Here is a 12,432-nt window from a genome sequence, read left to right on the forward strand (position 1 = left end):
GCCTCAGCCGATCGCGCAGGGCACGCTCAAAAACCCGCGGAACCGCACCCGTCCGCCCCGCACCGGCCGCCCGCTGACGGCATAATCCGGGAAGCGCGCCAGGAAGCGCGAGATCGCGATGGCGCCTTCCAGCCGCGCCAGCGCCATGCCGGCGCATTGATGCGCGCCGGTGGCGAAGGCGAGATGCCGGTTCGGCGACCGCGCGACATCGAAGCGTTCGGGATTCGGAAACTGCGCGGGGTCGCGGTTGGCAGCTCCAATGCACAGCGTCACCGACGTGCCGGCATCGAGCACGACGCCGCCGAGCTCGACCCGTTCGGTGGTCATGCGGTTACCGAGCTGGTTCGAGCTTTCGTAGCGCAGCATCTCCTCGACCGCGGTCTTGATCAGATCCGGGTTGTCGATCAGCCGCTGCTTCTGGTCCGGATTGCGGTGCAGCGCCACGAGGCCGTTGCCGATCAGATTGGTGGTGGTCTCGTGACCGGCATTGAGCAGGAAGATGCAATTGTGCAGCAGCTCCTTCTCGGTCAGCCGCTCGCCGTTCTCCTCCCCCTGGATCAGGCGCGTCAGCACGTCGCGCTCGGGATTGCCGGGCTTCTCGCGCCGGCGCGCAACCAGCGTTTCGAGATAGGCCAGGAAGTCCTTAACCGCCGTGTTGCCGCGCGCCGCCACTTCGCTGGACACCACGGGTTCGAGCGCACCGAGGATCGCCAGCGACCAGTCGCGCAGTGGCGTGCGCTCGTCATGGGGCACGTCGAGCAGATTGCCGATCACTTCGATCGGGATCGAGGCGGCGAAATCCTCGATCAGCTCGCAGGCACCCTTGGCGGCAATGGCGTCGAGCAGGCCGTTGACCAGCCTGACGATATCAGGCTCCATCCCCGCGATCGCGCGCGGTGACAGCGCGCCCATGATCAGGCGGCGCACGCGCGTATGCGCCGGCGGATCGTTGAAGACGAGGCTGGTGGTGTGGTGCTCGTAGAGCGGGGTGTCGCCGTATTTCGGCGCGAACTCGCGCTTCTTGTCCGAGCTGAAAGACTTGGTATTCTTGTAGGTGGTGACGAGGTCGTCGTAGCGGGTCAGGAACACGGTGCCGTTGGGGAGGCGCTTGACCGGCTCGTTCTCCCGCAGTGCACGATAGGTCGGGTAGGGATCGTCGTAGAATTCCGCCGTCAGCTTCTCCAGATCGAAATGGGCCGCCAGTTCTTTCGCATCTGCGTTCATGCCGCCATACTCGCCGGTTGAGACCGATATGCTGTTTTCGCTCTTTCGAGCGGTTGGGATCACCGTCTACAGTCGGGTCCTGATTTGCAAGCCGACCGGACAGGAAAATGCACGCCCGCGCTGACGCTGCCGAGACGACGGCGCCGACATGGCCCGACGATATCTTCGCGACCTTGCAACGCTTCGATGTCCGGCAGGTGCCTTACGTGCCCGACGCCGGCCATTCCAGGCTGATCAACCGCGTGCTGGCTTCATCCTCGATGCGCGGCATTCCGCTCACGACGGAGGAGGAGGGCGTGGCACTTCTCGCCGGTGCCTGGACCGGCGGACAGCGCGGCGTCCTGTTGATGCAATCGAGCGGGGTCGGCAATTGCATCAACATGCTGTCGCTGATCCCGATCCTGCGTTTTCCGTTCCTCACGCTCGTGACGATGCGCGGCGAGTGGGGCGAGTTCAATCCGTGGCAGGTGCCGATGGGATCGACCACGCAGGGCGTGTTCGAACTCTCCGGGGTCAAGGTGCTGCGCGCCTCCGATGCGGCCGAGGTGCCGGCCGTGCTCGAGGCGGCGTCGGCGCAGGCCTACAACGCGCTCACGCCCACCGCGGTCCTGCTGTCGCAGCGCCTGATCGGCGCCAAGGTCTTCACCAAATGAGCAAAGCCAATCTCCTCGACCGCCGCCAGGTGGTGTCCTCGTTGCTTGCGCACCGCAAGGATGTGGTTGCGATCGGCGGCCTCGGGGCCTCCACCAACGACATGTGCGCGGCCGGCGATCACGCCCGCAACTTCTATCTCTGGGGCGGCATGGGCGGCGCTGCGATGATCGGGCTGGGGCTCGCGCTGGCGCAGCCGAAGCTGCCGGTGCTGGTCATCACCGGCGACGGCGAGATGCTGATGGGCATGGGGAGCCTTGCCACCATCGGCCTGCAGAAGCCGCCCAACCTCTCGATCGTCGTGCTCGACAACGAGGCCTATGGCGAGACCGGCGGCCAGACTAGTCACACCTCGGCGGCCGCCGATCTCGTTGGCGTCGCCAGGGCCTGCGGCATCGAGGACAGCCGATCCGTCACGACCATGGCCGAGGTCGAAGCCTTCGCCAAAGCCGTCCACGACGTCGCGGCGGGTCCGCGCTTTGCCAATGTGAAGATCGACAGCGCCAATCTGGAGCGGATCTTGCCCAGCCGGGACGGGACCTACATCGTCAACCGGATCCGCGGTGACCTCGGCTTCCAACCGATCTAGGTGCGCGTTCCGGCGCACTGGTCTGCACGGTGGCCGTGCAGGCGAGGCCGATTTCCACTGAAACTACAACGCACTCAGGTTGCGATGCAGCATAGTGCTTGACTTTTGCGTGGGTGAGTGCTTACTCACCGCGCATGAGCTCACTGCGAATGACGAGCGACCTGAGGCGTCAATTGATCCTCGGCGCCGCAAAGCGCTGCTTTGCCCGACACGGCTATACCGGCACCACGACGAAGAGCGTGGCGGCTGCGGCTGCCATTTCCGAGGCGCTGCTGTTCAAGCATTTCCCGTCCAAGGCGGCGCTCTACGCCGAGATCCTCAGCGACGAATGCGAGGCGGACCCGGCATTGATGGAGCTGCTCGAGCGGGAGCCCTCGACGGCCACCCTGGTCGAACTGATCCGCGGCATGGTCCAACATTTCCTCCACATCGCCGACGGGCCCGACCAGGAAGAGGCCCAGCGCCTGCGACTGATGGCCACGAGCCATTTGGATGACGGCGAATTCGCCCGTTTGCTATACGCCAAGATCGAGACGCTGATCGGGGCTGTTTTCGTCGCTTCGCTCGAGCGCGCCGTTGCCGCCGGGGACGCGCGGCCGTGCGCTGGCGATCCGCTCAACCTGTTCTGGTTCGCGCATCATTCAGTGATGACGGCTGCGCTGACCAGGCTGCCGGCCACGCCCTGCCTCGCTTACGGCAGGGCGAACGATCTCGAGCGGCAGCTGTGTGAGTTTCTCCTGAGGGGTATCGGACTTAACGACGCCGCAATTGTTTCGCATTTGGGCCGCAATCAGGCCGGTTGTGCGGGCAAGACGGCGATTGCAGAAAGTGCATGACATGAACATCGTAACCGAACACAAGATTTCGGGCGAACCGATCGACAACAAGGCTCCCAAGCGTCCGGTCCGGCCGGTGCTATGGTTCATCATCGTCGGCACGCTCCTGGGCGTGCTCGTGGGCGGCCTCGTCTGGTTCAATTATTTCCGCGGCCAGATGATCAAGCAGTTCTTCGCCAACAACAAGCCGCCGCCGACGGCAGTCAGCGCGGCCGAAGCGAAGTCCGAGGTGGTGCCGAACCTGCTCACCGCGGTCGGCTCCCTTGTCGCCGTCCACCAGGTCGATGTCAGCGCCGACGTCAACGGCCGCGTCACCGAAATCAAGTTCGAACCGGGTACCCATATCGAAGCCGGTACGCCGCTGGTGCAGCTGTTCGACATGCCGGAGCAGGGCGACCTCGCCAATTACAAGGCGCAGGCGACCGTCGCGCAGCTGTCGCTCGACCGCGCCAAGCAATTGGCCTCGCGCCAGTTCGGTCCGCAGGCGACCGTCGACACCGCGCAGGCCGCCTACGACCAGGCGCTGGCCGGCATCGCCAAGACCGAGGCCTTGATCTCGCAGAAGCTGGTCCGCGCGCCGTTCTCCGGCGATCTCGGCGTCCGCAAGGTCGAGGTCGGCCAGTATCTGACGGCCGGCACGGCCATCGTGTCGCTGACCGATCTGTCGGAGCTGTGGGCCAACTTCACGGTGACGGAAAAGGATTCCGGCAACCTCAAGGTCGGTCAGGTCGTCAGGCTGAGGGTCGACGCCTATCCGGGCCGCACCTTCGAGGGCAAGATCACCACGATCGAGCCGCAGATCGCGACCGATACCCGCAACATCCGCGTGCAGGCGACCATTGCCAATCCGGAGAAGATCCTCAAGCCCGGCATGTTCGTGACCACCACCGTGGTGCTGCCGGACAAGCCGGCGGTGATCACCGTGCCGGAAACGGCGGTCGACTACACGCTGTACGGCGACTCCGTGTTCGTGATCACCGAGAAGAAGGATGCGGACGGCAAGACCAGCCTTTCCGCGGTGCGCACCTTCGTGCAGACCGGCAACCGGGTCGAGGGTCGTGCTGAAATCCTCAAAGGCCTGAAGCCGGGCGACAAGGTCGTCGCCGTCGGCCAGCTCAAGCTGCAATCGGGCGCAGCGGTGTCGATTTCGACCGACCCGGCTCCGGCAATCCCGGCGCAACCGCCGCGTTACTGACATGTGCTCGCGTGATCCGGCCTGGCCGGATCACGTTTCTTGAGACAAAGAGATCGAGATCGACGCGATGCGCTTTACCGACATTTTCATCAAACGACCGGTGCTGTCGGTCGTCGTCAGCCTGCTGATCCTGCTGATCGGCCTGCGCGCGGCGATGGTGCTGCCGATCCGGCAATATCCGAAGCTTTCGAACACGGTCATCAACATCACGACCGTGTATCCCGGCGCGTCCGCCGACCTGATCCAGGGCTTCATCACCACGCCGATCGAGCAGGCGGTCGCCTCCGCCGAGGGCGTCGATTACATCACCTCGTCCTCGGTGCTCGGCACCTCGACGATCCAGGTCTACATCAAGCTGAACTTCGATCCGAACCAGGCACTCACCGAGGTGCTGGCCAAGACGAACTCGGTCAAATACCTGATCCCGAAGGAATCCAACGATCCGATCGTCACCAAGACGACGGGCCAGACCACGGCCGTGATGTATCTCGGCTTCTCGTCCGAGGAACTGTCGGGATCGGCAATCTCCGACTATCTGACGCGCGTGGTGCAGCCGGTGCTGTCGACCGTCGACGGCGTCGCCTCGGCCGACATCCTCGGCGGCCAGACTTTCGCGATGCGGCTGTGGCTTGACCCGGTAAAGATGGCCGGCCGCAACGTCTCGCCGGCCGATGTGGCGGCGGCGATCGCCGCCAACAACTTCCAGTCCGCGGCGGGCCAGACCAAGGGCTACCTGATCGTCTCGAACATCTCGACGAATACCGGCCTCACCGACGTCAACCAGTTCAAGAAGATGATCGTCAAGGCCAAGGACGGCGGCTTCGTACGGATGGAGGACATCGCGACCGTCGAGCTTGCAGCTCAAAGCACGGACGCGAGCGTCGCCTTCAACGGCGAGCACGCGATCTTCATCGGTGTCCAGGCAACCCCGCAGGGCAACCCGCTGACGCTGGTCAAGGGTGTGCGCGCGCTGTTCCCCGAACTCGAGCGCAATTTGCCGCCGTCGATGAAGATGAAGGTGGCCTACGATTCGACCAAGTTCATCCAATCCTCGATCGACGAGGTCGAAAAGACGTTGGGCGAAGCCGTGATCATCGTGATCGTGGTGATCTTCCTGTTCCTGGCGTCGTTCCGTTCGGTCATCATTCCCGTCGTCACCATTCCGCTGTCGATGATCGGTGTCTGCACGCTGATGCTGGCGCTCGGCTTCAGCTTCAACCTGCTGACGCTGCTTGCCATGGTGCTCGCGATCGGCCTGGTGGTCGACGACGCCATCGTCGTGGTGGAGAACATCCATCGGCATCTGGAAGAGGGCAAGACGCCCGTGCAGTCGGCCTTGGAGGGCGCGCGCGAAATCGTCGGTCCGGTCGTCTCGATGACGATCACGCTCGCGGCCGTGTACGCGCCGATCGGCTTCCTGGGCGGCCTGACCGGTTCGCTATTCCGCGAATTCGCCTTCACGCTTGCCGGCTCGGTGATCGTGTCCGGCGTGATCGCGCTGACGCTGTCGCCGATGATGTGCTCGGTGCTCCTCAAGAATGCCGAAGAAGGTCGTTTCGCCAAGCTCGTCAACAGGGTCTTTGGCGCGGTCACGCGGTGGTACGGCCGCAGGCTCGACCGCTCGCTCGACTACAAGGCCATTACCGGCCTGTTCGCGGTGACCATCCTCGGGCTCGTCGGCTTTCTCTACATGCACACCTCGAAGGAGCTGGCGCCGGAGGAAGACCAGGGCATCGTGTTCGCGGTGACGAAGGCGCCGAAATACGCCAACATCGACTATGTCGATTTCTATGGCGAAAAGCTCGACAAGGAGTTCCAGAAATTCCCCGAGACCGATCTGCGCTTCGTGCTGAATGGCATCAACGGCCCGCAAGGCGGCATCGCCGGCATGCTGCTGAAGCCGTGGGACGAAAGGAAGCGTTCCTCGATTCAGCTGAAGTCACTGGTGCAGGCCGAGCTCTCCAAGATCGAAGGCGTTCAGGCCTTCGCGTTCAACCTGCCGCCGCTACCGGGCGGGCCGGGCGGCCTTCCCGTGCAGATGGTGATCAACTCGACCGCGGGCTTCCAGGCCGTCTTTGAGCAGATGGAGAAGCTGAAGGACGCCGCCCGCAAGAGCGGCATGTTCATCGTCTCCGACAGCGATCTCGCCTATAATCAGCCGACTGTAACGGTGAAGATCGACCGCACCAAGGCTCAGGATCTCGGCGTCAACATGCAGAACGTCGGCAGTGCGCTCGCCGTGCTGCTTGGCGGCAACTATGTCAACCGCTTCAATCTCGAGGGTCGTTCCTACCAGGTGATCCCGCAGGTGCCGCGCGGCCAACGGCTCTCGCCGGAAGCGCTCGGCGGCTTCTACGTGACGACCAATACCGGTCAACAGCTTCCGCTGTCGACCCTGGTATCGATCGAGACGAAGACCGCCCCCAATTCGCTGACCCACTACAATCAGCTCAACTCGGCGACCTTCTCGGCGGTGCCGATGCCGGGCGTGACTGTCGGCGCGGCGGTCGACTTCCTCGAAAGCGAGGCCAAGAAGCTGCCACAGGGATTCAGCCACGACTATCTCGCAGACAGCCGGCAGTATGTGCAGGAGGGCAACCAGCTCGCGATCACGTTCGGCTTCGCACTCGTCATCATTTTCCTGGTGCTGGCGGCGCAGTTCGAAAGCCTGCGCGACCCGCTCGTCATCATGATCTCGGTGCCGATGGCGATCGTGGGCGCGCTGATCCCGCTGTTCTTCGGCGCAGCGACCATGAACATCTACACCCAGGTCGGTCTGCTGACGCTGGTTGGTCTGATCACCAAGCACGGCATCCTGATGGTGGAGTTCGCCAACGAGCTCCAGGTCAACGAGCGGCTCGACCGCCGCTCGGCCATCGAGATGTCGGCTCGCATCCGGCTGCGGCCGATCCTGATGACGACGGCCGCGATGGTGACGGGCCTGATCCCGCTGCTGACCGCGACCGGCGCGGGTGCGGCCAGCCGTTTCTCGATCGGTCTGGTGGTCGTCGCCGGCATGTCGATCGGCACGCTGTTCACGCTGTTCGTGCTGCCTGCGGTGTACGTGGTGCTGGCGACCGACCATCGCGCGGCGGCCGATTCCGAGCGGAATAAGCAGGTCAACGATCTCGATCTCGGCAACAAGGCGCTGCGGCCGACCTGAGGTCACAGATCAGCGAACCGGAGGGCGGCGGCGGCCAACCCGTTGCCGCCCTTTTTCGTTATCGCCCGGGGTCATCCGCGGTTCCGCCGGCGAGACAAGGAGCGGCCTTCTTGCTAGGTTTGGCAGGATGAGCCTTTCCCTCCATCCCGATACCTCGCAAGCGAGGACGCTGCCAAGCGCGGCACCGGATGGCGCCGCCTCCGGAGCGGCGGCGGGGCAGGGGATCAGGACGCGACTTTTCACCAAATATGTCGCGCTGTTCGTGGCCGTTGTCGCCATCGCGCTGCTGGCCAACGGCCTGTTCGAGGTCTTCTTCTACTATCGCGAGCACAAGGCCGCTTTGATCCGGGTCCAGCATGAGCAGGCCGAGGCGGCAGCGGCCAAGATCGGCCAGTTCGTCAAGGAGATCGAGAGCCAGCTCGGCTGGACCACGCAACTGCCCTGGTCGGGGGGCTCGATCGAGCAGCGCCGGTTCGACGCGCTGCGGCTCTTGCGCCAGGTGCCTGCCATCACCGAGCTCGCTCAGGTGGATTCGACCGGCAAGGAGCGATTGCGGGTCTCGCGGCTGGCGATGGATGCGATCGACAGCGGGATCGACCTGTCGGGCGATCCGAAGTTCACCGAGGCGGTTGCGCACAAAGTAAATTACGGGCCGGTCTATTTCCGCAGGGAGTCGGAGCCTTACATGACGCTGGCGCTCGCCGGCCCGCGCAAGGATGCGGGTGTGAGCATCGCGGAGGTGAACCTGAAGCTGATCTGGGACGTCGTGTCCCAGATCAAGGTCGGCGAGCACGGACATGCCTATGTGGTCGGCCCGGAGGGACGCCTGATCGCACATCCCGATATCAGCCTGGTCCTGCGCAACACCGACATGTCCGGCCTCGCGCAAGTGCGCGCTGCGCTGGCCGGAGCTACCGTGGACGCGCTCTCCGAGGCGCGCAACATCCAGGGACAGAAGGTGCTGACCGCGTCGGCGCCGATCGCGCCGCTGCACTGGACCATGTTCGTCGAGCTGCCGGTCGAAGAGGCCTATGCCGCACTCTATGCCGCGTTGCAGCGGCTCGCGATCGTGCTGCTCGCAGCCTCGATCTTCGCGGTGCTCGCCGGGATATTTCTGGCGCGTCGCATGGTCGGGCCGATCCAGGCGCTGCGTCGCGGCGCCGAGCGGATCGGGGGCGGCGATTTCGCCCAGCGTATCTCGATCAAGACGGGCGACGAGCTCGAAGGGCTCGCCGACCAGTTCAACGACATGGGCGCGCGTCTGCAGGAATCCTATGCTGACCTCGAGAACAAGGTCGAGCAGCGCACCGCAGAACTCCGGCAATCTCTGAACGATCTGCGCGCCGCGCAGGATCGTCTGGTCCAGACCGAGAAGCTCGCTTCGCTCGGCCAGCTCACGGCGGGCATCGCACACGAGATCAAGAACCCGCTCAATTTCGTCAACAATTTCTCCGCGGTCTCGACCGAGCTGATCGACGAGCTCAACGAGGTGCTCGACGCGGCAAAGCTCGACGGCAAGACGAAGCAGGAGGCCGATGAGCTGACCGGCATGCTCAGGGGCAATCTCGAGAAGGTGGTGCAGCACGGCAAGCGCGCCGATTCCATCGTCAGGAACATGCTGGTGCACTCGCGCCAGGGTTCCGGCGAACATCGCTCCGTCGATATCAATGCGGTCGTGGAGGAGAGCCTCAATCTGGCCTATCACGGCGCGCGCGCCGAGAAGCCCGGCTTCAACGTCACGCTCGACCGCGACTTCGATCCCGCTGCCGGTATGGTCGATATCTACCCGCAGGAGATCTCGCGCGTCTTTCTCAATCTGGTCTCGAACGGCTTCTATGCCACCGCCAGGCGCAAGGAGAGGGCCACGGACGGTTTCGAACCCACCCTGCGCGCGACGACGAAGAATCTTGGCGACAAGGTCGAGGTCCGCATTCGCGACAATGGCACCGGCATTTCACAAGAGGTGAAGGAGAAGATGTTCAATCCCTTCTTCACGACCAAGCCGGCCGGCGAGGGCACCGGTCTCGGCCTTTCCATGAGCCATGACATCGTCGTGAAGCAGCACGGCGGCACGATCGACGTGAACACCGAGCCCGGTGTATTCACCGAATTCATCATCACCCTGCCGCGCATGATGGCGGCAGGCGGAACTACTGGAGACAAGGCTTGAACGTTTACATCCTGGTCGTCGATGACGAGCCTGACGTCGAGGCGCTGTTCCGGCAGCAGTTCCGGCGCGATCTGCGCGCCGGCCGTTTCCAGATGGAATTCGCGCCGTCCGCGCCGGATGCGCTGAAGCTCGCCGCCGAGGTGCGCGATCCTTCGCTGATCCTGATTCTATCCGACATCAACATGCCCGGCATGAGCGGGCTCGACATGCTGCCAAAGGTGCGTGACGCGCACCCAAACGTTCCCGTCATCATGATTACGGCCTATGGCGACGCGGAGACGCGCAGGAAGGCGATCGAGCGCGGCGCGGTCGGACTTCTCACCAAGCCGATCGATTTTGCGCTGCTGCGGCAGGAAATCGACACGCGGCTCGAGCAGGCCGCATGACCGCCACCATCCTCTTCGTCGACGACGAGCCGGATCTCGAGGCGCTGGTCCTGCAAAAATTCCGCAGACAGATCCGTGATGGGCTCATCGACATCATGTTTGCTCGCGACGGTCTCGAGGCGCTGCAATCGCTCGAGCGGAATCCGCATGTCGACATGGTGGTCTCCGATATCAACATGCCGCGGATGGACGGGCTGTCGCTGCTGGCGAAGCTCCAGGAAGCCGAGGACAAGAAGTCCACCATCATCGTCTCGGCCTATGGCGACATGAGCAACATCCGCACGGCCATGAACCGCGGTGCGTTCGACTTCCTGACCAAGCCGATCGACTTCGTCGACCTGGAGATGACGATCCAGAAGACTGTTCGCCATATCGAGATGCTGCGGGAGGTTCGGCGCCGACAGATGGAGGCGGAGCGCGCTCATGCTGCGCTGTCGCGCCATTTCTCACCCGAGCTCGCCAAGCGTCTGGCGGCGGGGGGCGAAGGTGAGGGCATCGAGGTGCAGTGGCGCGACGTCGCGACCATCTTCACCGACATCGCCGGCTTCACTTCACTGGTCGAGAGCGCGCCGCCCGAGATGCTGGGCGAGCTCCTCAACGAATATGTCGGCGGGATGACCGAAGTCGTCTTCGCGCATGAGGGGACGGTCGCAAAGATCATCGGCGATGCGATCCAGGTGCTGTTCAACGCGCCCGGCGACCAGCCCGACTATGCGACACGCGCGGTCGCCTGCGCCCATGATCTCGATGCCTGGGCGCAGGGCTTTTGCGCGCGCCAGAAGGCCAAGGGTTTGAATTTCGGCACCACCCGTATCGGCATTCACGCCGGGCCGGCGCTGGTCGGCAATTTCGGCGGCAACCGGTTCTTCGACTACACCGCGTATGGGGATTCCATCAACATCGCGGCGCGGCTGGAAGGTGCCAACAAGCATCTGGGGACGCGCATTTGCGTCAGCGCAAGCGTCGCCAAGGCGGCCGAGAACTTTCAAGGCCGTCCCGTCGGTGAGCTGATGCTGCGCGGACGCAGCGAGCCGTTGCGTGCATTCGAGCCGTTGCCGCAGAAAAAATTCGAGGCGCCGGAAGCGGCGCTCTATTCCGAGGCTTTTGGCAAGATGGAGGCGGGCGACGTCGCGGCCATGCCGGCCTTTGCCGCGCTGGTCGGCATGCACGCCGACGATTCCCTGGCCGGCTTTCACCTGAAGCGCCTGCTCAATGGCGCCAAGGGCATTCGCATCCAACTGGACTAGGAGTTCAAGATGAATCGTGACTTCGCCGCCGGTAATTATCGTTTCATTCCGTCCGTGTTCCAGTATTCGGCCGGTGCGGCCGCGGACGACGGCTATGAGATCGAGCGCGTCCGGTTCGACCGCCTGGTGCCGCTCGCCGAGGGATTTGCGCTCGCGGCAAAGTACATCCAGGAAGCGGGACGGCCGCTGACGGCCTTCTGCGCCTGCGAACTGCGCTCACCGGCGGCCTTCAGCGAAGAGGGCTTTCGCGCGTTCAACCTGCACTATGTGAAGACACTGTCCGAATGGGGTATCTTCGACGGCAGCACCAATCCGGTGGCACGCAGCAATGTCTGCCCCGAGATCGATCCGCCGTCCGAGCCGTCGTTCTATGCCTTCTCCTTCACGCGGCCGACAAGCTCGAAGGCACCGAGCTTCGTCATCGCCGGCGGTGCCGAGGCGCGCGAGGGCGGCGGGACCTATGTCGAGCGCACGGTGCGCTACCGCGACCTCAGCCCGGAGGGCCTTCGCGAGAAGGTGCGCTTCACCACGACGTCGCAGATGGAAAACCGGATGACGGCGTTCGGCTTCGGCTGGAAGGACACCACCGGCGTACAGGCCTATTCGGTGCACGACTTCCACCACGCGCTGGTCGACGAACTGGTCCGCCGCGGCGCGCTGCGGTCCGGCCTGACCTGGCACTTTGCCCGCCCGCCGGTGGTCGATCTCGAATACGAGATGGATTGCCGCCGCGTGCTGCGGGAGATCGTGATTTGAGGTCCTCATCCTGAGGAGCGGCCGTCAGGCCGCGTCTCGAAGGATGGCTCCAGGTGACAGTCGGGCCTTCATGGTTCGAGACGCGCGTAAGAACGCGCTCCTCACCATGAGGGAGATCTAAAGCGCGATGAGATTGGGATGAATCGTCATCGCGCTTTAGGTTCTTGTTTGAGCATGATCTTTTCGGAAAACCGCTTCGCACTTTTCCGGATCAT

Annotated in this window: 10 protein-coding genes; 9 read left to right on the forward strand and 1 reads right to left on the reverse strand. The window is 63.9% G+C overall.

What is annotated here, in order from left to right:
* Window positions 1-3: 3 nt before the first annotated feature.
* Window positions 4-1,224: a cytochrome P450 gene (locus OC450_RS07455; RefSeq protein WP_262047552.1), complete on the reverse strand. Its 1,221-nt coding sequence runs from the start codon at window positions 1,222-1,224 to the stop codon at window positions 4-6.
* A 107-nt stretch (window positions 1,225-1,331) separates the two neighbouring features.
* On the opposite strand from OC450_RS07455, the gene OC450_RS07460 reads away from it, so the two are divergent.
* The 9 genes from OC450_RS07460 to OC450_RS07500 all read left to right on the forward strand — a co-directional run bounded on the left by OC450_RS07460 (window position 1,332) and on the right by OC450_RS07500 (window position 12,217).
* On the forward strand, window positions 1,332-1,877 hold the full coding sequence (locus OC450_RS07460) for a phosphonopyruvate decarboxylase (RefSeq protein WP_256806436.1): 546 nt from the start codon (window positions 1,332-1,334) through the stop codon (window positions 1,875-1,877).
* Window positions 1,874-2,464, forward strand: coding sequence for a thiamine pyrophosphate-dependent enzyme (locus OC450_RS07465; RefSeq protein WP_256806435.1), 591 nt, complete (start codon window positions 1,874-1,876; stop codon window positions 2,462-2,464). Before OC450_RS07460 ends, OC450_RS07465 begins: the two co-directional genes overlap by 4 nt.
* Before the next feature lie 134 nt (window positions 2,465-2,598).
* Window positions 2,599-3,300 carry a TetR/AcrR family transcriptional regulator gene (locus tag OC450_RS07470; protein WP_211383527.1) on the forward strand — a complete coding sequence of 234 codons (702 nt, stop codon included), beginning with the start codon at window positions 2,599-2,601 and terminating at the stop codon, window positions 3,298-3,300.
* 1 nt (window position 3,301) lies between these two features.
* Complete coding sequence (locus OC450_RS07475) at window positions 3,302-4,495, forward strand: efflux RND transporter periplasmic adaptor subunit (protein WP_211382712.1); 1,194 nt, start codon at window positions 3,302-3,304, stop codon at window positions 4,493-4,495.
* 67 nt (window positions 4,496-4,562) lie between these two features.
* Window positions 4,563-7,658, forward strand: coding sequence for a MexW/MexI family multidrug efflux RND transporter permease subunit (locus OC450_RS07480; protein WP_211382713.1), 3,096 nt, complete (start codon window positions 4,563-4,565; stop codon window positions 7,656-7,658).
* A 127-nt stretch (window positions 7,659-7,785) separates the two neighbouring features.
* Window positions 7,786-9,828: an ATP-binding protein gene (locus OC450_RS07485; protein WP_262047553.1), complete on the forward strand. Its 2,043-nt coding sequence runs from the start codon at window positions 7,786-7,788 to the stop codon at window positions 9,826-9,828.
* Window positions 9,825-10,214 carry a response regulator gene (locus tag OC450_RS07490; RefSeq protein WP_211382715.1) on the forward strand — a complete coding sequence of 130 codons (390 nt, stop codon included), beginning with the start codon at window positions 9,825-9,827 and terminating at the stop codon, window positions 10,212-10,214. Before OC450_RS07485 ends, OC450_RS07490 begins: the two co-directional genes overlap by 4 nt.
* On the forward strand, window positions 10,211-11,461 hold the full coding sequence (locus OC450_RS07495; protein ID WP_262047554.1) for an adenylate/guanylate cyclase domain-containing protein: 1,251 nt from the start codon (window positions 10,211-10,213) through the stop codon (window positions 11,459-11,461). The genes OC450_RS07490 and OC450_RS07495 overlap by 4 nt, the downstream gene beginning before the upstream one ends.
* 9 nt (window positions 11,462-11,470) lie before the next feature.
* On the forward strand, window positions 11,471-12,217 hold the full coding sequence (locus OC450_RS07500) for a hypothetical protein (protein ID WP_256806431.1): 747 nt from the start codon (window positions 11,471-11,473) through the stop codon (window positions 12,215-12,217).
* Window positions 12,218-12,432: the final 215 nt, after the last annotated feature.

Origin of the sequence: Bradyrhizobium sp. Bra78 (genome assembly GCF_024519855.1) — a bacterium.
GTDB lineage: Bacteria > Pseudomonadota > Alphaproteobacteria > Rhizobiales > Xanthobacteraceae > Bradyrhizobium > Bradyrhizobium japonicum_G.

What these genes read in the sequence shown, in the direction of transcription:
- OC450_RS07470 (WP_211383527.1), top strand. Translation starts at nt 2,599, where the DNA reads ATGAGCTCACTGCGAATGACGAGCGACCTGAGGCGTCAATTGATCCTC.
- OC450_RS07475 (WP_211382712.1), top strand. Translation starts at nt 3,302, where the DNA reads ATGAACATCGTAACCGAACACAAGATTTCGGGCGAACCGATCGACAAC.
- OC450_RS07465 (WP_256806435.1), top strand. Translation starts at nt 1,874, where the DNA reads ATGAGCAAAGCCAATCTCCTCGACCGCCGCCAGGTGGTGTCCTCGTTG.
- OC450_RS07500 (WP_256806431.1), top strand. Translation starts at nt 11,471, where the DNA reads ATGAATCGTGACTTCGCCGCCGGTAATTATCGTTTCATTCCGTCCGTG.
- OC450_RS07485 (WP_262047553.1), top strand. Translation starts at nt 7,786, where the DNA reads ATGAGCCTTTCCCTCCATCCCGATACCTCGCAAGCGAGGACGCTGCCA.
- OC450_RS07495 (WP_262047554.1), top strand. Translation starts at nt 10,211, where the DNA reads ATGACCGCCACCATCCTCTTCGTCGACGACGAGCCGGATCTCGAGGCG.
- OC450_RS07460 (WP_256806436.1), top strand. Translation starts at nt 1,332, where the DNA reads ATGCACGCCCGCGCTGACGCTGCCGAGACGACGGCGCCGACATGGCCC.
- OC450_RS07480 (WP_211382713.1), top strand. Translation starts at nt 4,563, where the DNA reads ATGCGCTTTACCGACATTTTCATCAAACGACCGGTGCTGTCGGTCGTC.
- OC450_RS07455 (WP_262047552.1), bottom strand. Translation starts at nt 1,224, where the DNA reads ATGAACGCAGATGCGAAAGAACTGGCGGCCCATTTCGATCTGGAGAAG.